The organism is Desulfogranum japonicum DSM 18378, from assembly GCF_000429945.1.
In the GTDB taxonomy this organism is placed as follows: domain Bacteria; phylum Desulfobacterota; class Desulfobulbia; order Desulfobulbales; family Desulfobulbaceae; genus Desulfogranum; species Desulfogranum japonicum.
On the sequence record NZ_AUCV01000003.1, the window covers coordinates 67,425 to 94,011 of the forward strand.

18 protein-coding genes are annotated in these 26,587 nt (G+C 44.9%); 8 read left to right on the forward strand and 10 right to left on the reverse strand.

The features are described from left to right. Nucleotides 1–250: 250 nt before the first annotated feature. The 5 genes from G493_RS31735 to G493_RS0103510 form a co-directional block, all read right to left on the reverse strand. The gene (locus G493_RS31735) at nucleotides 251–2,890 is read right to left on the reverse strand and encodes a hybrid sensor histidine kinase/response regulator (protein ID WP_084813411.1); all 2,640 of its coding nucleotides are present in this window, start codon (nucleotides 2,888–2,890) and stop codon (nucleotides 251–253) included. Nucleotides 2,891–2,907: 17 nt separating this feature from the next. After that, nucleotides 2,908–4,200, reverse strand: a complete 1,293-nt coding sequence (locus G493_RS0103495) for an ABC transporter substrate-binding protein (protein ID WP_028579258.1) — start codon at nucleotides 4,198–4,200, stop codon at nucleotides 2,908–2,910. Nucleotides 4,201–4,780: 580 nt separating this feature from the next. Beyond that, complete coding sequence (locus G493_RS0103500; RefSeq protein ID WP_028579259.1) at nucleotides 4,781–5,434, reverse strand: class I SAM-dependent methyltransferase; 654 nt, start codon at nucleotides 5,432–5,434, stop codon at nucleotides 4,781–4,783. A 266-nt stretch (nucleotides 5,435–5,700) separates the two neighbouring features. Continuing rightward, nucleotides 5,701–7,023, reverse strand: coding sequence for a DEAD/DEAH box helicase (locus G493_RS27630; RefSeq protein ID WP_084813424.1), 1,323 nt, complete (start codon nucleotides 7,021–7,023; stop codon nucleotides 5,701–5,703). A gap of 539 nt (nucleotides 7,024–7,562) precedes the next feature. Further along, nucleotides 7,563–8,753 carry a tetratricopeptide repeat protein gene (locus G493_RS0103510; protein ID WP_028579260.1) on the reverse strand — a complete coding sequence of 397 codons (1,191 nt, stop codon included), beginning with the start codon at nucleotides 8,751–8,753 and terminating at the stop codon, nucleotides 7,563–7,565. A 497-nt stretch (nucleotides 8,754–9,250) separates the two neighbouring features. Here G493_RS0103510 and argA point away from each other — a divergent pair, with 497 nt between their 5' ends. Next, nucleotides 9,251–10,570: an amino-acid N-acetyltransferase gene (gene argA / locus G493_RS0103520; protein WP_028579261.1), complete on the forward strand. Its 1,320-nt coding sequence runs from the start codon at nucleotides 9,251–9,253 to the stop codon at nucleotides 10,568–10,570. 102 nt (nucleotides 10,571–10,672) lie between these two features. Here the strand turns inward: argA and G493_RS27635 are convergent, their stop codons facing one another. Continuing rightward, complete coding sequence (locus tag G493_RS27635) at nucleotides 10,673–13,525, reverse strand: UPF0182 family membrane protein (RefSeq protein ID WP_084813412.1); 2,853 nt, start codon at nucleotides 13,523–13,525, stop codon at nucleotides 10,673–10,675. Nucleotides 13,526–13,847: 322 nt separating this feature from the next. On the opposite strand from G493_RS27635, the gene G493_RS0103530 reads away from it, so the two are divergent. The 3 genes from G493_RS0103530 to G493_RS27640 all read left to right on the forward strand — a co-directional run bounded on the left by G493_RS0103530 (nucleotide 13,848) and on the right by G493_RS27640 (nucleotide 15,393). Continuing rightward, nucleotides 13,848–14,414, forward strand: coding sequence for a YeeE/YedE thiosulfate transporter family protein (locus tag G493_RS0103530; protein WP_084813413.1), 567 nt, complete (start codon nucleotides 13,848–13,850; stop codon nucleotides 14,412–14,414). After that, nucleotides 14,414–14,938 carry a DUF6691 family protein gene (locus G493_RS0103535; RefSeq protein ID WP_028579263.1) on the forward strand — a complete coding sequence of 175 codons (525 nt, stop codon included), beginning with the start codon at nucleotides 14,414–14,416 and terminating at the stop codon, nucleotides 14,936–14,938. The genes G493_RS0103530 and G493_RS0103535 overlap by 1 nt, the downstream gene beginning before the upstream one ends. A gap of 137 nt (nucleotides 14,939–15,075) precedes the next feature. Then, nucleotides 15,076–15,393 carry a hypothetical protein gene (locus G493_RS27640; RefSeq protein ID WP_035273483.1) on the forward strand — a complete coding sequence of 106 codons (318 nt, stop codon included), beginning with the start codon at nucleotides 15,076–15,078 and terminating at the stop codon, nucleotides 15,391–15,393. Between the two features lie 17 nt (nucleotides 15,394–15,410). On the opposite strand, the gene G493_RS0103545 is transcribed toward G493_RS27640, so the two are convergent. Continuing rightward, nucleotides 15,411–17,198, reverse strand: a complete 1,788-nt coding sequence (locus G493_RS0103545) for a DEAD/DEAH box helicase (protein WP_028579265.1) — start codon at nucleotides 17,196–17,198, stop codon at nucleotides 15,411–15,413. A gap of 579 nt (nucleotides 17,199–17,777) precedes the next feature. Then, on the reverse strand, nucleotides 17,778–18,431 hold the full coding sequence (locus tag G493_RS0103555; protein WP_161629786.1) for a methyl-accepting chemotaxis protein: 654 nt from the start codon (nucleotides 18,429–18,431) through the stop codon (nucleotides 17,778–17,780). Nucleotides 18,432–19,190: 759 nt separating this feature from the next. Here G493_RS0103555 and G493_RS0103560 point away from each other — a divergent pair. Both G493_RS0103560 and G493_RS0103565 read left to right on the forward strand, forming a co-directional pair. Continuing rightward, nucleotides 19,191–19,613: a hypothetical protein gene (locus G493_RS0103560; RefSeq protein WP_028579268.1), complete on the forward strand. Its 423-nt coding sequence runs from the start codon at nucleotides 19,191–19,193 to the stop codon at nucleotides 19,611–19,613. A gap of 532 nt (nucleotides 19,614–20,145) precedes the next feature. Continuing rightward, nucleotides 20,146–21,405 (forward strand): hypothetical protein, encoded by a 1,260-nt coding sequence (locus G493_RS0103565; protein ID WP_153306422.1) that lies wholly within the window; start codon nucleotides 20,146–20,148, stop codon nucleotides 21,403–21,405. 138 nt (nucleotides 21,406–21,543) lie between these two features. On the opposite strand, the gene G493_RS33315 is transcribed toward G493_RS0103565, so the two are convergent. Continuing rightward, nucleotides 21,544–21,717, reverse strand: a complete 174-nt coding sequence (locus G493_RS33315; protein WP_153306423.1) for a hypothetical protein — start codon at nucleotides 21,715–21,717, stop codon at nucleotides 21,544–21,546. A 112-nt stretch (nucleotides 21,718–21,829) separates the two neighbouring features. Here G493_RS33315 and G493_RS0103575 point away from each other — a divergent pair, with 112 nt between their 5' ends. Both G493_RS0103575 and G493_RS27645 read left to right on the forward strand, forming a co-directional pair. Next, a complete protein-coding gene (locus tag G493_RS0103575; protein ID WP_028579270.1) occupies nucleotides 21,830–22,726 on the forward strand; it encodes a DMT family transporter in 897 nt (298 codons plus the stop codon). Between the two features lie 210 nt (nucleotides 22,727–22,936). After that, nucleotides 22,937–25,630 (forward strand): cation-translocating P-type ATPase, encoded by a 2,694-nt coding sequence (locus G493_RS27645; RefSeq protein WP_205623629.1) that lies wholly within the window; start codon nucleotides 22,937–22,939, stop codon nucleotides 25,628–25,630. A gap of 23 nt (nucleotides 25,631–25,653) precedes the next feature. Here G493_RS27645 and G493_RS0103585 read toward each other — a convergent pair whose 3' ends face one another. Beyond that, entirely contained in the window at nucleotides 25,654–26,079 is a 426-nt protein-coding gene (locus G493_RS0103585) for a Rap1a/Tai family immunity protein (RefSeq protein WP_028579271.1), read from the reverse strand. Nucleotides 26,080–26,587 lie beyond the last annotated feature (508 nt).

Sequence of the window (26,587 nt, forward strand, 5' to 3'; positions counted from 1 at the left end):
TTTTCTGGAAAATTCAAAAAAGTCACCTTGCAGGGCGAGTAAATTTTACAGAATCTGCTTTGTTACCGGACATTTGCAGTAGTTCTCTACGGCTACATGTCCGGTGCCTCGCATCTACTGCAAACTTTACTCGTGAGAAATCCTGGTTAGGGCAAGGGCAGGCAGTAAAGAGTAACGAGTGTCTGTTTATACATGAGGATTTTCCTTACCTGCTTTGGAAGGAAAATTCCCATTTATAAACAGACACTCACTATGACGAAGAGTCAATTTTTTGGAGAGTTGTTCGCAATTCCTCCAAATTAAATGGTTTTGGGAGAAAACCGCTAAATCCATAAGATTTATAGTTTGCCATTATCGGATCCTGTGAGTAGCCGCTGGCCACCACCAATATGGCGTTGGGATCCATTGCCAGGATCTTTTCCGCTGCCTCTTTACCGCCCATCCCACCGGGTATGGTTAAATCCATAATTACCAGGTTGATCGGTGTGTCAGAGTCCAGGTACTGACGATATCTTTCGATTGCTTCTTGCCCGTCAGCGGCCATAATAGTTGTATAGCCCAGGTGGCCAAGCATCTCGGCTGTTATTTCCCGCAACGTTTCTTCATCATCCATGACCATTACCGTTTTTCCAAGCTGCTCTACACTGGCCTGAATAGTCGGTTGTTCTTTCACTGTAGCTTCATAAGGTGCTGCGGGGAGCAGGATGATGAACGTGGTCCCACCTTCTTTTGGAGAATTGACAGATATTGAACCCTGGTGTTTGTTTATAATAGAGTGGGTTATGGCCAATCCCAGCCCACTGCCTTCCTTCTTGGTTGTAAAGTACGGGTCAAAGATACGTTGACGGAGCTTTTCAGGAATACCTGGACCGTTGTCGGCGATAGTAATCTCCAGGCAATTTTTGCCTGCTAGTAATTCCGTTGTTTGTGGAGCAGGTATCACATTACGGCAACTGACGGTTATAATGCCACCATTGGGCATTGCATGGCGAGCATTGACGATAATATTCTGGATGACCTGACTGATTTGACCTGCATCAACCTTGGCATGCCAGAGATTATCGGCAAAATTGAAATTACAGCGCACATTGCTGCCTCGCAAAACGAATTCTGCAGATTCTCTGATTATTTCGGCAACGGCAGTTACTTTCTTGACCGGCTCTCCTCCTTTTGAAAAAGTAAGCAGTTGTTGCGTGAGATCCCGTGCTCGTATTGAAGCCTTTTCTAATTGTTCAAGAAATGTATAACGTTTGTCGTTTTCTTGAGTCCGCGTCTTAATAAGGCTGACATAACCCAGGATTGCCGCAAGGATGTTGTTGAAATCATGGGCGATGCCACCAGCCAGAACACCAATGGATTCCAGCTTGCTAATCTTCAGGCGTTGTTCTTCTGCTGCTTTACGTTCGGTAATATCACGAATACAGGAAAGTAATAAAGATTGTCCTCCGAGTTCCATAATGGTGGCGGAAATCTCCGCCTGAAAAACAGAACCATCCTTTCGTAAAATCGGGATGTCTTTTGAGAGGGTTTTACGTTGAGCAAGAACTTCCTCAAAATCTTGAATTATCCAGTTGTGATCTTGAGGTGGATGCAAGTCTGTTACAGAGAAAGTAAGCAGTTCCTCTTCTGAATAGCCAAGCATGGTGCAGATCGTACGGTTGGCAAGTAGACATTTGCGTGTGGTCGTATCAGAGATTAAGATGCCATCTATGGAATTGTCAAAGATAGTCCTGAAACGTTTCTCCGAAGTCGCGAGGTTTTTTTCTGCCTCTTGATGCTCTACAATCTCCAGTTCCAGTTCGCGAGTCCGATCCTGTACCATTTTTTCAAGGTGGTCACGGTAGGTTTCAAGTTCCCCGAAACTGGTACGAAGACGCGCGGTCATCTGGTTGAAAAGATCGCCGAGTTCACCGATTTCATCCCTTGTCGTGATTGTAACAGAGGTATTAAGATCACCGTTGACTATATTCAGGGCGGACCGTTTGAGTTCTGCAATGGGGCGGCTGATAAATTCTGAGAGAAGGATTATGGCACCGATGCTGATAAGTACTGCTAAACCGGAAGTGGCAACGATGATGGTTTGTAATCTCTTAATATACTGGTTGATCAACCTTGTTTTGATGGTGATAGCCTGATTGAATTCATTTTTGAGTTGCTGGTAACTGCTACGCAGATTCCGATGAGAAAAGTCTAAATGTTCATACTGATCGGCAAATCTGTTGAAGACAATAGCAAAAGAGTTGGCTGCCCAGCTGATTCTATACAATTGAAGTTTGATGTTGTCAGAGAATTGTTGTGTGTTCATTGCGACTAACTGCTGCCTGGCCCCGGTGATGGTTGTCTCGATTTCTCCTCGAATTTCGTTTTTTGGATTGGCGATATAATTTTGCTGAAGCACAAGTGCCAACATGATGCGGTATTCGAAATCTCGGCTAACCGCTAATGAAGTTTGTTTTACCAGATTGGCTACACGGTCACGTAATCTTTTTGACTCTGCTTGCATGCGACTTCGCAATGTTTGCATCTCCAGGTTTTGTTGAACATAGTTAGAAAAAGAGTTCTCATAATCATTAAGTCTTTCAAGTACTCTGTTCAGTTGCTCCTGTTGCTGCTTTTCATCCTCCTTTTCCCGAGTCAGGAGTATTTTTTTGCGAACTTCAGTGAGCTTTTCAAGCACCTGGCGAGAATGGGTGATAGCTTCCTCAGCAGTAAATGCCTGCTCCTGTGCGCTCATTGCCAAAAAAGTATGTTCGATATGGTTTAAAAAACTATAGACTTGCTTCTGGCTGTTGAGTGCGCCGCGCATCCCCCACCAGCTGACCATCGAGACGATGATACTTAGAGATAAAACCAGACAGAAAGCAATAGTCAGTTTTGTGCGAAAAGGCATAGGGTGATATCTATCGACTAATGTGATTTATTGATCTCGTTCTGCATATCAGCCAGAATCTGATTGTATTGGCTGGGAAAGGCAATCAACTCATTGAAGCTATCCAGCCCCCGGTCGGCTATAGCAGGCCTGGTTGACAGGTCAAAGGCGTTTGCCCACAGATCGGCGCGAGTTATTTTCTGCTTGAGTCTGAGTTTAAACGGCGTATAAAAGGAATCGGGAATGGTTGTGTTTGGGGCCAGGGCCCCGGAACCGGTGCTCATGATTTTCTGAGCTTCAGGAGATGCAAAATAAGCGAGTACTTCTTTGGCGAATTTGTGGTTATCTGATGCCCGTGAAATGACAATTCCATCAATGGGCCCCATTGCTACATTTGGTACGTCGTTATCAATGACTGGAAAAGGAAAATAGTCATAATCACGACCGGGAACGTTTTTTGCCGGTCCTTCATCAAATATTTGAGTAGCCCAAGTACCCATCAGGGTCATGGCTGCTTTCCCCTCTTTGACCATCTTGGTGGCTTCGGCCCAGTCCAGAGAATTCGCATCACTGTTAAAATAACCGTGTTGGAGCATATCAGACCACATTCGGTAAACGGTTACCACCTGCTGAGCAGTGAAAGGTTCATGTTCCTGCAGTAGTCGGGTGCGGAAATCTGAACCTGCAGTGCGCAATAACAGGAAGTCAAACCAGTATTGTGCAGGCCAGCGTTCCCGGGAACCCAGAGCAACGGGAGATATGTTGTGTTGCAAAACCTGCTCGCAGATGTTGACAAATTCAGGCCAGGAGTCTGGCGGTATCAGGCCGAGATCGTCGAAAATTTGTTTATTGTAAAAAAAAACAATAATATGCTGCGTGATTGGCAGAAGATATTTTTTGCCGTTGTAACTCACTGCTGTATCAACTATGGCAGGGGCAAAACTGTTCGAAAGATTTTCCCTTGTCCAGAGATCGTCGATTTCCAAAAGCTGGTTTTTGTCAACCAGGTGTTGTACCCGCTCTCCTGCCCAATAGGAAAAAAGCTCTGGGGGATCGCTGCGGTCAAGAGAGACAGGGATCATTGTCTTGAAGGATTCGTGGTCAAGTGCACTGGTCAGTACGGTATATTCCTTGCTGTCCTTGTTTACCTTGGTCACCATTTCATCTATTCCACCACTCAGAGAACCGGAAAAGTAATGGAAAAAGTTTATTCTTTTTACACTACTTGCGGAGTTGTCCTGTTGCTCCGGGCGTTCGCCGTCACAGCCGGGTGACAATCCCAATATCATCGTCATAGATATTACTATGGCTAAAAAACGAAAAAGTTTCATCAAGAACTCCGTCTATCTTGGAAGGTGAGCTGCCTGTGGAGATTTGTAACAATATGCTAAGGAAAGTTTACCAAAAGATTAAACGGTGAAAAAGGTTTAACTTCTATCTCAAGAGGGGGAGTACTATGAAAAATGCTTGGACGATTGAAAGTTTTACAGTGTTATTGCATACAGAGCGCAATCTATTGCAATTAGAGAGGGTAAAGATGAGTGTAAATTAAAAAAAGGTTAGGGTTGTCTGTGATAATAGAATGCAATTACTATTGATACTGTGTAAATTTCATTTTTTACAAACTGCTAGAAGGCCGCCTGAGATACTGATGCAGACGTTAAAATTAAAATTTAAAGATAAAAAATAGAAATGACAGTTCATGAATGAAATTGAGTTTTGTTCTGTGGTAAGTTTTAAAAATTACGCTTTAATCGATAAGATAATTGATGATGTATAGATAAATATCAAGTTGAAATGTAATTCGTGATAAGCGGGGAGGTAAAGATGAAATTGTAAAAAGTATTTCTTGAAGTAAGGGATGCAGTGCTAAATAGTATGTTTTTTATAAAATTATTGTATTGTGATATGCTACCGTATAAATTTTAGAATATGACCCTTGAATTTTTCTTTTAAATATCCAGAAGTGTTATTTGCCTTGTGACAACTATAGTAATATCCCATTTTTTTCATGATAGAGCATAGTTTGTTTTTACGGCCTCTTCCAGGATCAACAATAATAACTTCGCATGCTGGTTTTGAATGTTTTTCTATAAAATAAGAAAGTAGTTCAACATGACAGTCTTCATACAGGAGGTCGCTTCCAATTATTAAATCAAAAAGGCCAAGTTGATCATTTTTATCGGACCAGCCAACTCGTTCAAAAGCAATGTATTCTCCTTCATTAAGTAGCGTATTCCTCTGTAAAAATTTCTCTACTTCTGGATGATAATCTGTCGCGGTAATATCTGCATGTTTTTTGTTTAAGAGTAAACTTGAAAGTGCTATACCGCATCCAACTTCTAGTATCCTTTTTGAACCAAAATCGTAGTTATTAATAAAATGAGCAAGAACTAATCCTGAAGGCCAAATAACGCCAAATATAGGCCAAAGTGCTGATGAAATCCCAACTTTATCAGCAATTCCAGCTGGATCGTGAAATTGTTGTCTATCGCGTAAGGTACAAAGATGGATATCTGTTTCTCCAAACTCTAACGTTTGGTAACGCAAGCGAACACCTGTCATTGACTCACCTGGAGATAACTTTCGCAATGCTGGCTAAGAGTCTGTCGGAGAATGCTCTTTTTTCCCATATTTGTGTTGTTTTCAGAAAATCAATGCTCGCAATATCAACTGTATGGCTGTGCTTTATTTCCTGAATATACCTTAATCTGAGAAAAAATAGCTTTTTCCGACAGACTCCTAGCTTGTAGAAGTATAATCTACTGAAAATCTGTCTTGGAATAGAGCCTATTACAAGCAGACCGCTCTAAAGCGTACAAAGGATATTGCTATATCTTACCTCTTTGAGCTTCAGAAATGCGGTTTGCAGAGCGTCTTCTTTGCCTGCTTTGCTGAATATTTGTCTTGTTGCTCTTTGGTTGTTTTAATTTCTGTATACTGGCTGGTGGGGTTAACATATTTTCTTCCGGAACGACACACTCCAGTTCTTTGCCAATATATTCCTCAATATCAGGAAGGTAGAAAGAATCTTCTTCACAGGCAAAACTTATAGAAGTCCCAAGCGCACCGGCCCTTCCTGTTCGCCCAATTCGGTGAACATAATTTTCCGGTTCATACGGCAAGTTAAAGTTGACCACATAGCTGACACCTTCGATGTGAATGCCTCTTGCTGCGACATCAGTAGCGATAAGCACATTAACTTTACCAGTTCGAAATCTCTCCAGTCGTTTGCCACGCTTACGTTGGGGAACATCTCCCGAAAGAAGACTGCAACGGATATTATGGCCTTGGAGGTTTTGGCTAAGGGTTTTCGCCTCATGCTTTTGATTGGTAAAGATGATGATTTTTTCATCGAGGTTGCTGATAATAAGGTTATATAAAACGCGATATTTTTCTTCCGTAGTTACCAGGTAGACAATTTGTCCAACTGTATCAACAGTCAATTGTTCTGTGGGGATATCTATGAACTCAGGTTTTCGGCACCATTGGAAGGCAAGCTGCTTAACAGCTTCCGTAATGGTGGCGGAAAACAGCATGGTCTGGCGCAAGTTTTTTTCTCGTACCTGACCGATAATTCGCCGAACATCAGGGATAAACCCCATGTCCAGCATTCGGTCAGCTTCATCGATAACCATGATCTCACACTGATCAAGCTTGATGATGTTTTTGCTCACAAAATCCAGTAACCTTCCAGGAGTGGCTACTATAATATCGTTTGTATTATAACGGGCCTGGTCCAGTTGTTTCTGGTAGTCTTCTCCACCATAAACTGCCAGAATGTTCAGAGAAGTATATTTGGCTAATTGGCGGCCATCGTTGGCAATTTGAATGACCAACTCTCGCGTCGGTGCTATCACCAGGGCTCTGGGTTTTGCAGGATTTAATGATACAGGCTGGCTAGTTTGGTTGAGCAGGCGGTTAATGATAGTAATGAGAAAGACCGCACTTTTGCCAGTCCCGGTGTTCGCTTTACCTACCATATCACATCCCTTTAACGTAATCGGGAGGGATTTCTCCTGAATCGGGGTGCAATATTTGTAGTTAAGGTCAGCAATGGCATGCATAACTGCGTTGGAAAGGCCGACATCGTGAAATCTGGTCTTGTCTGGGATTGGTCTAATGTCATAACCAGCAGGATCCCAAATTTTCATCCGTTGATTTTTTTTTGCTGGTAAGGGCTGAGGTTTAGCATGCAACCCGGAAGTTTCCAGTAAATAATCAGTAAGGTTTTGGCTGGTTGTTGGAAGGGGTGTGACGTGTCCATGTGCTACAGGATGCTCCCCGGTTTTCGGAAAAGTTATGGGTGCATTATTAGGTGCAAAATGGTTCGATTTGTTGATATGTTTACCTCCAAGAATTTTGAATTGTATACAGAAAAATAAGTTTGTCTCCAGGGCTATGAGCATGTTTTTGAGTAAGCTCAAATGTAGGAATACCGTGGTTTAGATATGCCAGTATAATGTGCAGCCAACTCTAAGCTTTTCATATGCACGCTATTTTCCAATGTAAGTAAGTGGTCAGAATGAACTTCTATGTTGGCGAACAACGCTGGAGAAAACGAAGTTTACGAGGACTACAGAAAAGGACATTACTTTTATTTTAGAATATAGTATTACACAATACACGATTGTGTGCTTAATGCAAACATTATTGATAAATATTTTTATGAAAACAAAAAGCTACTAACTCGTTAATTGCGTTTGAGAATCCATAAGTCTCCGGTTAACCACTCATCATCCTCCAATCTCAATGGAGCTGATTCTTGTGACACTATCCGCCAGCCGGTTTTCAAGGCAGTTTGTTCAATATATTCTGGCGAATAGGCAAAACGTCCGGTTGGTTGCAATCGATACTGCGTTCCATTCAAATGTTCAGTGGAGCAACAAAATAAGGCTCCTGGTGTGGCAATGGTGCCAGCAAGAGAAAGAATTGGTACGAGATCACCTATATAAACAAAAACATCTGTTGCAAGAAATAAATCGTACGTTTCTTCTGTTGTTGTCATGTGATGGACAATAGAATCTTGATAGATTTGAGCATAACACTTTTTATCTATCGCGTGAGCTATCATATCTTCTGAAAGATCCACCCCATCAAGAACATGAACCATTTTTTTAAATACAATACCACTCAGGCCCGTACCACATCCAAGATCCAAACCGTGTAGGCAGTAAGCCCCGCGTGCATCGCTACGATTTAGACAGTCATATAGCTGTTGTGGATTGTCATAACCTAGCTCAACAACAAGATCTTGTTCAAACTCACTGGCATAACTATTAAAGACGTCATGTATATAAGCGTCGGGTGCATGGTCTAAGTGAACACCCTGCAATGCTGCTAACAGATAACGAATCGACTCGTTTTGAGGTTGTTTTTCAAGAATTTGTTTGTAGTACATAATGACCAGATCATGGTCTCCAGCTCTGTAATGAATATCTGCAATGTTGTGGATTGCAGGTACATAGGCTGGATTCAAGGTAAGGGCGCGTTGATAGCAGCCAATGGCTTGATCGTCGTCATATTGGTCGCGATAACAATTACCGAGACAGAAAAGACTGTCAAAATGATTTGGCTCTATGATTAAGAGACGTATATGGGTAGCGATGGCCGCTGCATAATCTCCAGTTTTTTTTTGACAAAGAGCGAGGTTAAAAAGAGTGTCAGTGTCCTCAGGTTCAAATGAGGCAGCTAAAGAGAATTCGTTGATTGCATGATCGAATTCATCCTGTTGAAAATAGATTAGCCCAAGGTTGTATCGTAATGAAGCATGGTCGGGGTGAAGTTCAATGAGAAGCAGATACTGCCGACGGGCTTCCTGTAAAAGGCCTTTATCATGGGCAGTGCAGGCCAGCTCAAAAGACCTTTGAGATATTTCATCCATTGAGGGCTATCCGTTGATATCGTTTGTATAGGGGTATAGGGTGAGAAAAACGAAATGTTCTCTATACCATTCTGGTTGGAATAACGCTCTTGTGAAGCGATTATTTTTAATTGTTTCTATCTTGTGGAAACTTGTTTCAGCACGTTATGGGTGAATAATACCTGTAATATTTGATATTTACTCAAGCCTGTATAATTGAGATTACTCCTGTTTATGCGTAACAAAAGACAAAATTTGTTGCGTATATGCACCGTACCTCCAAGTTCAGGGCGATAATGGCGTAGAATATGAGGAGGTTTCCAATCCCCTGGCGGAGGATCTGGTGTATGAAATCTATCTTGTAAAAAACAGTGCTGATGGTATTCTTTTTTTCAGAGATATTGATCTATTCTCCCATCCGGTAAGAATCGTCGCCTAGGTGACGGCGAAAATCTATTTACTTTATAATCAATCATGGCAGTACGGATAGATGCTCCATAAAGGGATTGGACACTAGTGTGAATATTACAAAAGACCCGTTTCTGGAGTGGTTCAGGAATGTTTCTCCTTATTTTCACGACCATCGGGGAAAAACGATTGTCATTATGATTCCTGGAGACTGCCTCTCGCAGGGAATGTTTTCAGGCATAGTGAGCGACCTTGCCATCCTGCATGCCCTAGGGGTTCGCCTTGTGCTGGTCCATGGGGCTCGCCTGCAGATAGATGAGGAACTGCATCAGAAAGGTTTTGTCTCAAAATTTCATAAAGGCGTTCGAATAACAGAACGAGAGCATATCTCCTCTATCATGAAAGCGGTTGGATCGGTTCGCTGGCAAATTGAGGCGTTATTCTCAAGCGGTTTGCCCAACTCGCCCATGTATGGTGCCAAAATCAAGATTCGCAGCGGGAATTTCATCACCGCCATGCCGAAAGGGATAATTGATGGTATCGATCATCAGATGACCGGCAAAGTAAGAAGCGTGGACGGTGGTGCTATTAATGATATTCTTAAAGAAAATGGAATTGTACTTCTTTCTCCACTTGGGTATTCAATCACCGGTGAAGTCTTCAATCTTTCCTTTGCTGATATAGGGATCTGTGTCGCCAGCACAATAAAAGCCGATAAGGCTATCATTTTTAATGATGACGGGGCTATTTATGACAGAGACAACAAGCTATACAGGGAGCTTACCCTTGCCCAGTGCAAAGAGTTTCTTGATGGCAGTGATCTGCATGCTCCAAGCAATTCCTATTTTTCTCTGCGAGCCTGCTATTCTGTATGCCAAAGAGGTGTTCCCCGTGCCCATATCATCTCTTCACGTGACGACGGTTCTTTACTTAAAGAACTCTACACGAGGGATGGTGACGGCACCATGGTATACAGTGACAGTTATGAGGTGGTCAGGCAAGCGCAGTTGGAAGATGTGAGCGGAATAATCAACCTCATTTCTCCGCTGGAGCAGAAAGGCGTTCTCGTTAAACGTTCAAGGGAAAAGCTGGAAAACGAGATCGACTATTTTGCGATCCTGGAAAAAGACAGCCTGGTTATTGGTTGTGCCGCCCTCTATCCCATTGAAAAGTCAAACGCCGGTGAGCTTGCCTGTGTGGCCATCAGAAAGGAATATCAGAAAGCAGGCCTTGCTCCTATCCTGCTTGCCTATGTTGAAAAGCTGGCGGCTTCTCGTAATATCACTGAAATATATACGCTGACAACCCGGACCGCCCACTGGTTTCTTGGGCAAGGTTTTGTCGAAGTAGAAGTAGATGCGCTTCCTGCAAGCCGAAAGGCTCTTTATAATTATCAGCGAAATTCAAAGGTATTTTGTAAGAAGCTTTAAAAAATTTTCTCCATCAGCTAACTCACTTAAAACCCTTGAGGGCCAGAGTGCAATAGATTCTTCTTTGTTACTTCCTTGATGTAACCAGTTACCCCAATACCCTTATTCTTTGCGGGAGCCAGAATCAGGCTCAGCGCCACCTTGGTCAGCGGCTTGGGTGAACCTGGTGAGGTCCTGCAAAGTATCCTCCAGTTGCTTCAGTGCCTCTGAAGCATCTTGGAATCGTTTTTCTCCCAGTGCGTTGAGGTATGTCTCAAATGCAGTATTCGCCTGGGTGGCGAGATCCTGTATCGTGGGCTGTTGCGTTTCTGCGGGGCTTGCCATATCCGGGCGGAGGATTTGTTTATCGAAGAGTTTCTGCAATGCTTTATCAAAAGTTTCCGCATAGCTGAGCCGGTCCCCCTGCATCAGGGCGACCAGGCGTAGCTCCGGATAAGCCGCTGTCTCTGCCTGCAGGTAAATGGGTTCTACGTAGAGCAGGCTGTCTTCCACTGGAATTGCAAGCACGTTGCCGCGGATTACCCTGGAGCCTCTTTGGTCCCAGAGGGTTAATTGGCCGGAGAGAAATCTGTCCTGATCAATTTTTGTTTCCACCTGTTGAGGCCCGAGTACCCGTTTTTCTTTTGGGAACATGTAAGCAAGCAATCTACCGTATTGCGCACCGTCACACATGGCTGCAATCCAGCCGATGGATACCTGGCGATTTTTTGGAGTAAACGGCAGCATGAGAACGAATTCCGGATGATCTGATCCCGGTAATTCCCATAAGATATAGTAAGGCTCGACAGGTTTTATCGAACCGGAGTATTTTTCCGTGGCACGTACCCAAAGATCTTCCTGATTATAAAAAACCGCTGGCTCGGTCATGTGATATTTTGCATAAACCAGTCCCTGGAGCAGCAACATGTCTGTGGGGTATCGGACATGGCGCTGCAATGATACTGGCATGGCATCTGTCGTTTTGAACATATTAGGAAAAATATTCTGCCAGGTTTGGATGAGCGGATCCTTGTCATCATATATATAGAAATCCACTGATCCTTCATAGGCATCAATGACTACTTTGATGCTGTTACGCACATAATTGCTTCCCCGGAATCTTGCCAGTTTTCTTTTGGCAAAAGAATCATCATGATAGATTGTGCTGTTGTTTTCATTGGAAAGGAAGCGTTCACTATATGGAAGATATGCAGATGAAGTGTAGGCATCAAGTATCCAGTATAATTTACCTTCAGCCAATACAATATAGGGATCGTCGTCAAATTGAAGAAAGGGAGCAAGCTTCGAGGCTCGTTTTTCGATTTGTCGGTGAAAAAGTATACGGCTCTCAGCAGTGGGATAACCGGAAAGAAAGAGACGTATCCCATCAAATTTCCATCCATACAGAAATTTGCGCCACAAATTGCTTAGTTTGACCCCCCCAGACCCCTGGTAGCGGGTATAGGCGTTTTTTTCACCTGTGGGGAAATCAAACTCTTTTTCTTTGGTATTTACCAGCACAGGTGTGTTGGTAAGCTCTCCGTAATAAATTTCCGGTCGTTGTATTTCCAGTTCGGGATGGGGGCTGTGGGGTGGGATATCGCGGATGAGTAAATCTGGCAGACCCTGTTCTGTAAAGGTGCTTACGTTGGTCATGGTCATGCCGTATCCATGGGTATATTTAAATCTTTTGTTTACAAAAGTCTGGCTTTTGACCGGGATATTTTCAAGTTCCAATTCCCTGGCTGAAACCATGACCTGTGAATATCTCCCATCTATAAGGTAACGATCAATATCCACGCCGTGAAATTCGTAATAGAGACGTATTTCCTGGAATTGTTTAAAGACCGCTTTTAATGCATTGTAATCCCATAGGCGCACGTTATCAAAAATAGTTCTATTACGTTCGACCATTGCAGGGGTAAAAATATCAGCAGCAGGGAATTCCTTCTCTTCAACATTGTGCAGACGAAATCCATGTCGTGTCATGCGGATATTGTGGGCAATATAGGGACGTTCAAATGTAATTTCGTTGGGTTCAACTGCCAGGCGCTGGGTCGCCATTGGTAGGATTTTGAGTATAGCCAGATCAAGCAAAACCACGCTCACAAAAGAACCTATGGTAAGCAGGTAATGAGCTTTGGAAAATGAAAATTTATTCTGCAGGATTGCGATAACTTTGTTTCGTAGAAAGGAAAAACCCATAAGTATTGCTAAAGCTGTCAGAAACAGCAACATTACGGTCAGGGCAGGTAGCCTTATGTGTATATCCGTCCAACCCGGGCCGGTAATGGCCCCCATTTCTGAATACATGAGTTGAAATCGTTGCAGGTAGGTCGCATAGGCAAAGACAATAAATAAAAATGTCAAAGATTGATATATTGCGCCACTGTTGGATGTGTTCAGGTCGGGGATGAGCTTTACGTGTTCCCCATGCTGCTGTATCTGAATAACATTTGCACAGTTTGTAACCAGACAGATAACTGCAAGCAGGAAAAGAAAACCTTTGAGTGAATCCTGGAGAGGCAGGGTAAAAAAGTAAAATCCCACAGGCTTATGAAAAATGGGATCAGTCATCTCTGTGGGAACAGCATGCAGAAAGCGAAGAATGTTTGCCCAGTTTTCGTTACCCCAGATGATCCCGGCAAGCGAGGCAAGAATTAACGCCGCAAGACGAAAATATTTTTTCTTCGTGGAATACCCCCGGGTAAAGAAAAAGACCAGACCCGCAGCTATACTGAAGCCCACTGTTCCAGCTATGAGTCGTACCCAGAAGACATCCCAGAATCTTCGGCTGTATCCCAGGCTTTGAAACCAGAGCATCTCCCCCCAGAAATCCATGAACCAGAAAAATACCGCGGTTCCTGTCGTTGCCAGTACCCCTGTGAGGAGAAAAGAGAAACGGCGCTGTTTAACCCCCACGATAAAAATAAAGAGGCCGATGCCCATCAGGAAAAGCATTAATGCTGTGTACATGATTACCTCGCTGCCTGATTGCAATTACCGGAAGACAGAGATGCACGACCTGTAACCCGTGCACTGTACAATCTTATTTATATCTTATGCACGAATACCTTTTCCTCCAACCTTGTCTGTAAGCAAAATGTAGTAACGGGTGTATGTTAAGGTGGCTTGAAAATACTACCCACCATTGCTTTTTGTTAATGGTGTTATACTGTTTAAGAGATGTTGTACCGATTTCCCCTCAAATCAACATCCCCACCCATGTGTATCGATTCTACCAGGGGACAATGTTATTCTGGGGCTTGTAGTTGTATTGGCTGAGAAATGCTTTGCAATGACGAATCAACAGGAGCGCATTATGAATTTGTCTTTTTCTTCTCCACGATGGAGCCCGTACATGGCTGGAGCGCTAGTAGGTGTCTTGGCTGTGTTGTCTGTTCTTGTTACTACTTTGGTGCTTGATAAGCCTAAGTATTTGGGAGCATCCACCACCTTTGTTCGTGCTGCCGGGCTCATTGAAGCGTCTGTGGATGCCGAGCATGTTGCCCAGAACGCTTATTTTACCTCCAAGAAAGTCAAGGTGGACTGGCAAATGCTTTTTGTAGTCGGTATTTTCATCGGGGCGTTTGTCTCTGCTCGTCTGGGTGCCTCAAGCAAATTAGAAACCGTGCCGCCTATCTGGAAGGATCGCTTTGGCACCAGTGCTGTAACTAGAGCGATGGGAGCCTTCATAGGTGGTTGTATTCTGCTTTTCGGAGCCAGGATGGCTGGCGGATGTCCCAGTGGACATGGCTTGTCAGGAAATATGCAATTGGCGGTCAGTGGTTTGCTTGCATTGGTTTTCTTTATAATTGGCGGAATATTTACGGCTCGCCTTGTATATGGAAAAGGAGGCGCATAATGGAACAGATACTTGGTTTGATTACAGGTGTGCTCTTTGGATTTCTTCTGCAAAAGGGAGAAGTGTTACGCTATGAAAGACAGGTAGGTTTCATGTTGCTTAAAGACATGACTATCATCAAGTTCATGTTTTCAGCTGTGCTTGTTGGCATGGTTGGAATATACGCCCTGCATGGGGCTGGAGTGATCAGTCTCAGCCTGAAGGCAACTCATGTTGCGGCCATTGTACTAGGCGGCCTTCTCTTTGGTGTTGGCTGGGCTATTGCTGGTTATTGTCCGGGAACCTCAGTTGGAGCCCTTGCAGAGGGCAGGGTTCATGCTGTTTGGGCCATTTTAGGCATGCTCGTCGGCGCAGCTCTTTATGCAGAAGTGTATCCTGTGTTAACAAACACCATACTCTCCTGGGGAAATTATGGAAAAATTACACTTCCCCAAATGCTTGGAGTATCTCCTTGGCTTGTCATTATCGTCTTTATTGCCGTCGGACTGGGAATGTTTTACTGGTTTGAAAAGAAAGAGCTTTGATTGTGAGGTTTGATTAGAGAGTCTGACTTCCCCTGTAACTAGTTCAATCCAGAATCTTTTTCTGCTTTTTCAATGTACGAAATCAATACTCTCTTTATAATGCTCGTTCCAAAGACTCTTTAAAGATCCATCTTTCCATGCACGATGCAAACCTCTCGCAATTTGCTCTATTGCTTTTTTGTTTGATCTATGGAGGTAATTTTCTGATAGTGGAGGAGGGGAGAGGCTGTCAGTCTGAAATTTCCCTCATGAATCTTTCGCTGTTTGTTTTTGGGAATGATTGCGGTTTTCCGCATACAGAGACTGTGCTCATCAGCGAAAAACCGCTTTTAATCAAACCGGAAGCAGCTGTAACCCGTTGCCAGGTTTCCTTCATGCAAAGCCGATATCTGCCGGGGGCAGATATCGTTTACCGTTATGAGGTAGATGAAAGTCAGGCTTTACATCTCCTGTGATCAGTTGTATGCCACTGTTAATGGGTGGAAGGTCTTCTGGCAGAGCTACTGTTCTTTGAGGGCTTTCTCCTGGCCCGTTTTTTTCTGTCCTGGGGGCTTGGAAGGTCTCCGTGCAGTTGGTTTTCCCGTTTCATTTGCATCATACGGTTATAGATTCTGGCTTTCTGCAAAATTTTCAGAGTATTATTCGGCATACCGTAGGGGAGGTCTACAGTGGAATAATCGCCAAAAATTGATATTCTGCCTATGAATTCACTGTCGATATCAGCTTCATTGGCAATGGCACCCACGATGTTCCCTGGGGTTACTCCGTGGTCAAAGCCTACCTCTATACGAAAGCGTTCCATGCCTGGTTCCGGCTTTCTGGAGCGGGTTGAACCCTGTTTACGGGGACTATCGTCTTTGCTTTGGATACTTGCGACACGATCCCGTGCCTCCTTTTTATTGCGGACAGGTTGCTGTTTAGGCTCCTCTTTCATGAGCAGAGGTTTTTTCTGGTGCATTAATGAGGCGAGGGCAGCGGCAGCTTTTTCCGGGGCGATATCGTACTCCTGACAATAATCGTGCAGCAACGTTTCATACCAGCTGCAGTCTTCACCCAGTGCGGCTGTGAGTTTTTCTTTGAATGCCTCAACCCTTCGCTGGGTGATGGCCTTTGCTGTAGGCAATTGCGCCAGGCGTATTGAACAGCCTGTCTGCCGTTCTATGTTTTTCAGCAACCGTTTTTCCCTGGGTGCAAGAAAGAGGATTGCTTTCCCTGTTCTACCGGCCCGGCCTGTACGGCCGATTCGATGGATGTATGCTTCGGTATCATGGGGAGAATCATAATTGATGACATGGCTTATTCGGTCCACATCCAGACCGCGTGCTGCTACGTCGGTGGCCACGACAATGTCGAGTTTTCCGGTTTTCAGCTGGTCAACGATGCGTAACCGTTGTTCCTGGGGAATGTCACCATTCAGAGCACCACAGCGAAACTCTTTTTCACAAAGATATTCGGTAAGTTCAATTGTCTCAGCTTTGGTGCGTGCGAATATAAGGATGCCATCAAAATTCTCTGCCTCAAGAATTCTGATGAGAGCCTCTTTTTTACCATCGCGTCCTTTGGTTATAAGGCAACTCTGCTCAATGTTTTCACCGGTAGATGACGTACTTTCAACCGTTATTTCAACCGGGTTGACAAGATGTTTTCTGGCAATTTTGCGGATGGACGGTGGCATGGTGGCAGAAAACAGGGCTATCTGCTTTTGCGAAGGTGTCTGCTCGAGAATCCAGGTGACATCATCAATGAAACCCATTTTTAACATCTCATCCGCCTCATCCAGTACAACACTGTTTAATGCACTGAGGTCAAGGGTATTTCGCCGGATGTGATCCATGATTCGTCCAGGCGTACCAACGACAATGTGCACTCCGCGCCGTAACTGCTGCAATTGAGACGAATAGTTTTGGCCGCCGTAAATCGGAAGAACCTTCAGGCCGGGGATATATTGTCCGTAAGTGGAAAAGGATTCACTAACCTGAATCGCCAGCTCTCTGGTGGGAGCAAGGACAAGAATCTGGGGTTTCCTTTTGTCCTGTGGGTTTAGGTTCTGGAGCAGGGGAAGGGCAAAAGATGCAGTCTTGCCTGTTCCCGTCTGTGCCTGGCCAACGACATCGCACCCGGTAATAAGGTGCGGAATTATCTGTGCCTGAATGGGCGTTGGTTTTACGTAATTCAGGGCTTCCAGGGCATTAAGAAGTTTGGGGTTAAGATGAAGATCTGAAAAAAGTCCTGTCTCGGTGGTAAATGCGTCTTGAGTCATGTACTGTCGTCTGTTTGAAAAAGTCGTTTCTGAGCGCGGTAATCTTGCAAGCAAGCCGGTACTATAACCTGGAGCGGCGCTGGAAATAAAAAAAGGCTGTGTAAAAAAGGAGGATATATGCAGATGAAATGTATACTGATCGGTGTGAAACCGGCAGGAGCAGGTCATCCCTGATTGTTTAGCCGTAAAGTTTGTGGCAACGAATCAGAAAACAAACCCATGACCACTTTTACGAATATACTGCACTTTACGATTAACAGCCAATGAAAAAATACAAATCATAGCTTTTCTTTTTCTGCACAGTGAAAATATGGAGCGAAATGGAGCTGGGAGATGAAGCTGGAGGTATTTGTCAGTTACATATATATGGAAGCGTACAATGCGGAAAACCTCATGGGGAAGAAACGACAGGGTTTTCACCGCAACCGGAGTTGTAGAATGTGGTGGAAACCCTGTTGGATAATCGTTTGCCAGGATCTGAAGTGTTGGCAGAACCCCATAAAAGCAAGAGATACTCCTTTTGAACAGGAAGGATTGGTCAGGATAGTTGATCCTGGCAGCGGTTTGAAAAAGGAGATCTTATTGGAGCCGTGTGAGCAGTTCCTCTAGCTTCACAGACATCTGTACATTGTTGTTATTGACCGTTTCAATTCGATCCACCATACTTTGAGCCTCATTCGCTGTATCTTTGACAGCAGATGCCACTACGGAAAAACTTCTCCCGAAATCCCCGGCTCTTGCCGCTTCTATGGCAGCATTAATAGAGAGGACCTTCAGGCTGGATGCAACATTGGTGATATCAGTCAGGGTATTTTTTACGGAGTTGGCGTTTTGTGATATCTCCTCACTGAGAGTACTGATTTCTGTAAAGACGGCCTGGTTTGCTTTTTTTCTGTTTTCAGCCAGAACATTAAACAACATCAGGGATGCTTTGCTGCTGATGAGTTCTGTTCCTGGATGCAGGTGTTCCTGTATGATCTGGTGTACTTTTTCCGATCCTGTTGCCTCAAATATAAAATCCGGTTGATTATGTCGTAAAGCAGCAACCAGGTCTGTCTTTGTTGCTATACCCCGTGCTTTCGCCTCAACCATACCTACAGCCTTGAGATCCTGATCTACCATGAAGGCGATTTTAACCTGATCGCTGCCAGATAAAAGCTTCAGGATTTCCAGGCCGCCTCTGCCACCGCCAATGATGGCCAGGGTTGTTTTTTCTTGGTCGTTTTGGCTCATTGCGTTTTCCTTGATAATGATCTTGTGTTGCTTAAACTGAGGGGCGCGAAAAAAAATAACTCTCCAAAAAAGCGCAGAATGAGTTGAGAGTCCAACAAGATTAAAGAGCATTTTTTTCGCGCCCCTTATACCTCTTGTCCAATTATCATATCAAAAGACAACCCGGATGTTATGAATAAAATAAAAATTTTCTGGCTGTTGGGTCAGGGAAAGAGGTTTTGTATTCAGGCCGGAATTTATTTTGAGTACACTGTGAAAAATTTAGGGTTGCGGAAAATAATACATATCCAAAAAAAGCGTAGGATATCGGGTTGATAAGTAGCATCAATGGTTCCATACTGGCCGTATTGAGCCATTGACACTACCACGTTACCGGGTGGAGAGACAAGCAAGATGGGATAATTTATTTTTTCCGTGCCCCTTCTCTTATCTCTGATTTTGGTTGTCTGAAAAAATCGTTTGAAATGGGGGGCTGTTTTGTCCTTCGGTTTTGAGGGTGCTCTGAAAAATGCAATTGATTATGATTATTATTTCTATAATTAAGCTTGTGCGATTATAAAATGACCTTACAGTGCAATATAATGATCTTGCGGGCAGCTGCTCACAATATACCTGATTTTTTGCGATCAGCCTGGCTTATGCATCACCCATTACCTTACATCAACCTGCTTGCGAGAACCACAGACGGCCCGGAGTGATTGGGCTGCTCTGCCACACATGAACAACTCCGGCAGGAGAGAGAAATAGATAAGAGGACATATGATATACGACATAACACAGGCAGCCATGGAAAGGGATAAGCGTAAGTTTGTTGCTGAGTTACGCGATTATTTTGTTGATAAAACCAGGCAGGAGAGCGGCTGGGCCATTGTCAATGCGATTTCCCACCGCTTGAGACACAAGACATTTACCCATGGCGAAGCGCTCCGGATTGCGCACTATCTAAAGGAAAAATTTGAAATTCGTAGCGCTCATCTGGAATATGCCCGATCTTTCAGAGAAGGTGGCGTTGCTGTCAAGGTACAGCCAAACCCATCTCCTGACATCACGGATAGGCAGTCTGTTCATGAATTTCATTCGTTATTCCTTCGTTTGCAGGTGTCGGTACAGGAACAACTTTTGAGTCACCGGGATGCCTGTCGGTTGATTCAGGAGATTCAGTCCGGTTATCCTTCAACATAACATCAACTTTGCACAACGCCTGCTGCTGGTTTACGCACTCTTGCCAGCTCTCCACTTGGAATTTTTATTTATGGACAGGCCCCTGTTGGAAGCTTTTTGCATCTGCCAGGGAAATAATCAGGTGGTCAAAATACGTTATTGCAGAGAATGTAGCCATTTTTCCGAAAAGAGTGAGAAACTGGAGCTAGCTTGCCGTGTTTCCTTTTTTCTTGTTCTCATGATTCTCTTATTCTATAGTATGCCTTTATCGTCACAGCATACTACATGTGTGTCTTTATTTTTGCTAACAGCCCACAGTGCACCTGATCTTTTCGTGATCAGCCCGGCCTACGTATAACCCCACGCGCTACCCAGCCTGTTTACGAAAACCTTAGTCACCCTGTAAGCAGTTACGAATACAGGGGAGCTTAGTCACTTCCCCAATGAGTAGTAGTGTCTGTCAATAAATGGACTTTTGATCCATTTCTTGCGATGTATTCTCTGGCTTGTTCAGAGTAGGGGCATCTGCGGTAATAAGTGAAAGGAAGTGTCAGTGAAAATGTTGCAATGTATTTATCTGATTATTGGTGTCTTTTGTGTGATCGTGTCTGAAGTGTATGCTGCGGACAATGCAGCCGCTGCAATCCGATATCTTCTCCTGCAGGGGGATCAGCGTATTCAAAAAAGCAATTTGCTCTACCAGGGGGCTTTTGCCTTACCCCAGGAAACATATGGTGGTTCACGCTACGGCTATGGAGGACGCGGGATAACGCCATACACTGTTCCGGAAACCGGGCAACGGACATTATTCATGGAGGGACATGCCTGGTATCAAGGATATGTCGGACAGGTCGCAATCCCTGATTCTTTCAGCAAAAGTGATAATTGGGCGGAATTACCAAAGGCAACAGTGCTTCAGGAGTTCAATTTTGTTCCAGACAACGGGTGGACTTCTCTGGGTACTACGGGGTATGAAGCAATCTTTGGTTTACTGGTGCATAATGGTCGTTTGATTGTTGGCGCAACCAGCTGGTATGATGCAGGATGCCAACAGACAGCCTCCCATGGCGTATCCGGACTGGATCTCAGCAAGACAGATGATTTTCAGGGATTCTATTCCGTCGACGCTGCTGCAAACCCACGTTCCATTGGTGGATATATGACCCCGATTCCCAAAAAATGGCAGGAGCGTTTCGGCGGAACTGTTTTGACAGGTAACGCGGCACTATCCATTATCAGTTGTATATCATCGGGGCCCGCTGCAACGGTTATTGAGCCCGACGATTTCGGCAGCACAGAAGCTGTTTCCGGCACAACCGTTGTCTACTATCCTTTGAGGCATTATCTGGTCTCCGGGGGAGTGACCGAAGAAAACAGTTTTACATATGGTTCCGGAGTGGTTGGCGTCGCGTTTCCTGAAGGGAGTAGAAGTGTGCTCTTTTTTGGCCGTCAGAGTATGGCTGATGGCTACTGCTACGGGCCAGGTACTGATGATCCTGAGCTTCATAAAGTACCGACAGAAGGTGGGACATACTGTTATGATCTATGTGATCATTCCAAAGGCGGGCATGGATACCCCTACTATCACTATGTGTGGGCCTATGATGCCAATGATTTACTCAAGGTCCGGGCTGGCGATCTAGAGCCCTGGGAAGTTGCCCCCTATGCAGCCTGGAAGCTCGATGAAATGGATGACAGCGGCTGTGCAAGCATACGTGGGGCAGCTTATGATCCGGATACCAGGCAGTTGTATATTACCCAGGGGTTCAGTGAGCATGGACGTGTTGATGTCTATACGATTACAAAGCCATAGGCTGAGCCTGAAAAGCTATTCACCTGCGGTACATTTTTTTCAACACACAGCGTAGCTGATCACAGTGCCCCTGATTTTTCCGTGATCAGCCTGGCTTAGGTATGGGCTATACGCTGCGCCATCCTGCTTGCGAAAATCTCAGGCACCATGTAAGCCGTTACGAATACAGGAGAGTTTCCAGGTTGAATCACTTCCCCTATGAGGAGTTACCAGGCAGCAAAGTTGAAACGGCACTGTTTTTGTCCAGCAGGTGAAAAGCTGCACGGATACCACAATCCATGGCAGTCCTGCGTGAAATGGATTATTATGCATTAAACTTTTCCTATCTACAGGTTGACACAGGAAAATCCGTGCACTAAAACGCCTCCGGTTTTTGTCAGGCAGAGACCTGTGGCATCTTTTTAAACCGTGTAACGAGTAATATATGAGTGTACCGGATTTACTCCTGATTCTGATTGCCAATTGTGCATGGGGATTCAATTTTATTGCTGGCAAAATTGGTGCAGATACCTTCCAGCCTCTTTTTTTTACCAGCATACGTTTTATGCTGTTGCTTATCATCATGCTGCCATGGCTCAGGCCTGCGCCTGGCTTCATGAAACCCATGCTGCGTGTGGCATTCCTGTTGGGTGTGGTACATTTCGGGATGATTTTTATAGGCCTCAGTGCCGGAGGCAATATAGCTTCCATTGCCATAACAGCTCAGTTATATGTGCCGTTTTCAGCTATTCTTGCAACGCTGTTGCTTAAAGAAAAAATATCTCTCCCCCGTGTTGCAGCCATTACTATTGCCTTGCTTGGGGTAATGGTAATAGGATTTGACCCGGTGGTGTTCAATCATCTTGACGCTGTTCTCTGGGTGGCTTCCGCCGCCTTGGTGATGGCCACTGCAACTATTTTCATGCGGCAATGCCCAAATCTCGGGGTATTACGGCTGCAGGCCTGGATTGCAGCCGTGGGCATGCCTTCACAGCTCCTCCTCTCACTTTGTTTTGAAAGTGGACAGGCAGAGCTTTTACGTGAGGTCCGGCTCATTGATTACTGGTCCCCCTTGTATTCAGCCGTGGGAGCCTCGGTTCTCGGCCATGGTATCGTATATTACCTGTTGGGGAAATATCCCGTGTCCTACGTCACGCCATTACTGCTTCTGGCTCCAATTATTGCTTCTATCCTGGGGGTATTTCTGTTTGGAGATGAAATCGGTTGGAAGCTTATTACCGGAGGGATCATGACCCTTGTCGGTATCTTGTTTGTCTCCATCAATCCTGAAACTATCACCAATAGAATTCGCCTGCAGAGATTTCAGAGAAGGCGAAAGTAGAAGTATCTTCGCTTGGGTTAGTGTAAAAAACACAATAATTCAAAGTGTTAACTGATCAGTTTTTTCGATTTACATAAAAAACGCTGTTTTATGCTTCAACAGGTATACTGTATAGTTGAATAGATCTACTTGAACTCTTCAGGTATGTTATACAAAGAGGTTAGGGAAAACACTGTAAATTCCTGCCAGAGAGAACCGGGGTGAAGTATTGTGAAATCCGATCAACCTTTCCACAGTTTAACTCAGGATGCTGTTCTTGATAGCCTGCGGGTTGTCTCGGGTGAAGGGCTGTCCTCCCCTGAAGTTAATCTACGTAGACAGCAGCACGGCCCCAATGAACTTGAAACGGAGCAGATCCGTCATTGGGGACAGATTGTACTCCAACAGTTCAAAAGTGTAGTCATTGTAATCATGATCGTTGCCGCAGTTTTTGCCTTGGTAACAGGGCGTTTTCCTGAGGCGATCGCATTGCTGGCAGTAACTCTGATCAATGCTGCAATCGGCTTTTTTACAGAATTCAGTGCGGTACGTTCCATGGAAGCACTCCGTCGACTGGGCCGTCAGTATACGACAGTGATTCGGGAAGGTAAACGGCAACGGGTATTAGTCCGGGAACTGGTACCTGGTGATATTGTTGCTCTGGAAGAAGATTTGGTTCCGGCAGATGTTCGTTTGCTGGGGGATAAAGAGATCAGGGTAAATGAAGCCGCATTGACCGGTGAATCCGTACCTGTACACAAAAATCCCACCCACGTAGATGCCAAATCTCCCTTATATGCACGCCACTGTATGGTATATAAGGGAACATCGGTTGTTAAAGGGACATCCATTGGCGTAGTGGTTGCCACTGGATCTGCGACTGAACTGGGTCGCATAGCAGAGTTAACGCGCCAGGCTCATAAAAAAGCAACTCCCCTGCAGCAACGATTGGACCAACTTGGAAGAAGAATGGCCTGTATAACGTTAAGCCTCGCATTTGTTGTTGGTGTTGCCGGGTTGTATGCAGGCCAGGAACCAGTTTTGATGATTGAAACAGCCATTGCTCTGGGTATTGCCGCTATTCCCGAAGGTCTCCCCATTGTGGCCACCATTGCTCTCGCCCGTGGCATGTGGTTGTTAGCACGAAACCATGCGTTAATGAATAGCCTGCCTGCGGTAGAAACCCTTGGGGCTACTTCTGTGGTGTTTACTGATAAAACAGGCACACTCACTGAAAACAAGATGGTTGTAAAGCAGCTTATAACCCCGAAAACTTCCGCTAACAGGGATAATCGGCAAGATCTTGCCGATTCAGGGCATGCAGAAGCGGAAATCTCCAAAAAAAGGTTGCTTGCCATAGGTGTTCTTTGCTCAAGTGTTCAACCTGATCATGATCTGAACAATGCATATCGTGGTGATCCCACGGAAATAGCTCTGGTGCAGGCTGCGGAGCAGGCAGGGATGACCTGTGAAGAGTTACGCGCAGAGATGGAAGAGGTTCGCGAAGTCCCGTTTGATTCCAGGACCATGATGATGGCCACAATTCATGTAAACAGGGAACAATCTTTTCAAAAACAGCAGTATTACGTTGCCGTGAAAGGAGCTCCGGCAAAAGTGCTCGAGCATTGCAGCAATATGCGAACCAGCACAGGAATATTCCCTCTTACAGATACAGATAAAGCGAACTGGAAGGAACAGGTAACTCGATTGGCCGGTGAGGGCCTGCGGGTTTTGGCTTTTGCAGAAAGCTATGTTGATGATCCTGAGCTTGACCCCTATGCAGAATTAAGTTTTGTCGGCTTGGCAGCTCTGGAAGATCCTCCCAGAGAGGATGTGAAGGAATCTATAATGGCCTGTCGGCATGCAGGTATACGAGTCATCATGGTAACAGGTGACAGCGCTGAGACTGGTGGTGCCATTGGTAAACAGGTAGGCTTACAGGAGAGTGGTGATGCGCGTCAGGGGAGTGAACTGCCATCCAATGAAAAACTGGCTGACGCGCGTGAAGAGTCCCTTTTCAAGGCACGGGTTTTTGCCAGGGTAACACCGGAGCAGAAATACCAGTTGGTTTGCATGTATCAGAACAACGGAGATATTGTTGCCATGACTGGAGACGGGGTCAATGATACACCGGCTTTGAAGCAGGCTGATATTGGTGTTGCCATGGGGCTCAAAGGAACAGATGCCGCCAAGCAGGTGGCTGATATGGTGTTGCTTGACGATAGCTTCAGTACCATTGTTGCCGCCATCCGTGAAGGGCGAATCATTTTTGCCAACATTCGCAAATCGGTCATGTTCATGCTGTGCACAAATTTTGCCGAAGTACTGGTTGTCACCCTGGCATCGTTGGCAAATGCTCCAATTCCATTAAAACCATTACAGATTCTGTTTTTGAATGTGCTCACCGATGTTTTTCCGGCCATGGCCCTGGCAGTTGGGAGTAGTGCCATTAACGTCATGAAGCGGCCACCTCGCCCGGCAGAGGAGTCCATTTTAACCAGGTATCACTGGCTGATGGTAGCAGGATGGAGCGGAGTGCTGGGAGTGGCTGTACTTGCAGGCCTGGCTGCTGCTTTGCTTGTCTTGGGGTATCCGGAGCAGCAGGCGGTTACGGTTTCCTTTTTGACCCTTGCCTTTGCTAAACTGGTATTTGTCTTAAATCTGCGTGATCCAGGAACCACAATTTTTCATAATGATATTGTCAGCAACTACTGGATGTGGGGAGCTTGGGGTGGCTGCGCTTCTTTACTTTTTGTTGCTGTGTATTGGCCACCGCTTGCTAATCTTCTGCAAACAACAGCTCCCGGGATTACAGGCTGGTTGCTGATCACCATACTGATTGTTTTTCCTGTATTGGTGGGCCTGGTATTTCCTGACAGTCGATTATATTCAGCAAGCTCTGGAAAACCTGCTTCAACAGATTGAGAAATGTGTAAATCGGTGGAGCGTTATCTGTTCATAGCAATTTCCGATTCATGGCAGGGCCATTTTTCTGAAGCAGCCTGCATGAGGCTATCCACTGCAGGTTGCGAGAGCCTGTCAGGATTGTTTTCAGCCCACTCTAAAAAAGTTGTCACCATTTGAGAACGTGATATGGGGCTGTCTGAGCAGACAAGTTTGCTGATATTGGGATTTTCCTTAATTGCTCCATAGAAGCTCATGGTCCCGGACATGAACCCGTAACAGAATCCCATGGCCTTATCGTGGAGCTGGTATTCTTTGTCAGTGGAGCAGAGAGTTTTGAGGTCCTGGGCAGTTTTCAGGTAAAACGCTTCCTGAAACTTCTGGTTCTTGACGTTGACCTCCGAATCTGCAGCAGCACTGGTACCTGCCACAAGGAGAAAAGCGACGAGCGCGAGTATCTGTATGTTCATGAAAAGTATGAAGGCTATGAAAACGAAAAGGGCATATTGAGTTTTTATGTAATATTGAGTGGATATCTAACATAGAGTGTGGGCTGGAAGCAAGATGAAAGTGAACATTTATCTTTCATTGGCTGTTTGTGAGTAGCAAGCCTTGAGTAGGGGCTCCATAACTGATCATGGACACTCCATGAAGTCTGCCGTTGGTCTCTTAGGGGCACGGAAAGAACAAATTATCCAATCCTGCTTGTCTCTCAACTCGGTAACGTCGTCGCGTCAATGGCTCAATACGGCCAGTATGGAACCATTGACGCGACAACGTTACCAAACCGATACCCTACGCAATTTTTGGATATTTATTTTTATTCTGATCACCGACTATTACATGGGTTAAATTAATAGTGCAAAAGCGGTGGTATGGACTTGTTGAGATTTTGCATGAATCTTGGAAATGCACACTCTCTGTTTCGACCAGTGAAGAGGTTATAGCTGATATAAAACTTTAGCTACGATTTGACGC

What these genes read in the sequence shown, in the direction of transcription:
- G493_RS31735 (WP_084813411.1), bottom strand. Translation starts at nt 2,890, where the DNA reads ATGCCTTTTCGCACAAAACTGACTATTGCTTTCTGTCTGGTTTTATCT.
- G493_RS0103495 (WP_028579258.1), bottom strand. Translation starts at nt 4,200, where the DNA reads ATGAAACTTTTTCGTTTTTTAGCCATAGTAATATCTATGACGATGATA.
- G493_RS0103500 (WP_028579259.1), bottom strand. Translation starts at nt 5,434, where the DNA reads ATGACAGGTGTTCGCTTGCGTTACCAAACGTTAGAGTTTGGAGAAACA.
- G493_RS27630 (WP_084813424.1), bottom strand. Translation starts at nt 7,023, where the DNA reads ATGAAAATTTGGGATCCTGCTGGTTATGACATTAGACCAATCCCAGAC.
- G493_RS0103510 (WP_028579260.1), bottom strand. Translation starts at nt 8,753, where the DNA reads ATGGATGAAATATCTCAAAGGTCTTTTGAGCTGGCCTGCACTGCCCAT.
- G493_RS27635 (WP_084813412.1), bottom strand. Translation starts at nt 13,525, where the DNA reads ATGTACACAGCATTAATGCTTTTCCTGATGGGCATCGGCCTCTTTATT.
- G493_RS0103530 (WP_084813413.1), top strand. Translation starts at nt 13,848, where the DNA reads ATGACGAATCAACAGGAGCGCATTATGAATTTGTCTTTTTCTTCTCCA.
- G493_RS0103535 (WP_028579263.1), top strand. Translation starts at nt 14,414, where the DNA reads ATGGAACAGATACTTGGTTTGATTACAGGTGTGCTCTTTGGATTTCTT.
- G493_RS27640 (WP_035273483.1), top strand. Translation starts at nt 15,076, where the DNA reads ATGCACGATGCAAACCTCTCGCAATTTGCTCTATTGCTTTTTTGTTTG.
- G493_RS0103545 (WP_028579265.1), bottom strand. Translation starts at nt 17,198, where the DNA reads ATGACTCAAGACGCATTTACCACCGAGACAGGACTTTTTTCAGATCTT.
- G493_RS0103555 (WP_161629786.1), bottom strand. Translation starts at nt 18,431, where the DNA reads ATGAGCCAAAACGACCAAGAAAAAACAACCCTGGCCATCATTGGCGGT.
- G493_RS0103560 (WP_028579268.1), top strand. Translation starts at nt 19,191, where the DNA reads ATGATATACGACATAACACAGGCAGCCATGGAAAGGGATAAGCGTAAG.
- G493_RS33315 (WP_153306423.1), bottom strand. Translation starts at nt 21,717, where the DNA reads ATGCATAATAATCCATTTCACGCAGGACTGCCATGGATTGTGGTATCC.
- G493_RS0103575 (WP_028579270.1), top strand. Translation starts at nt 21,830, where the DNA reads ATGAGTGTACCGGATTTACTCCTGATTCTGATTGCCAATTGTGCATGG.
- G493_RS0103585 (WP_028579271.1), bottom strand. Translation starts at nt 26,079, where the DNA reads ATGAACATACAGATACTCGCGCTCGTCGCTTTTCTCCTTGTGGCAGGT.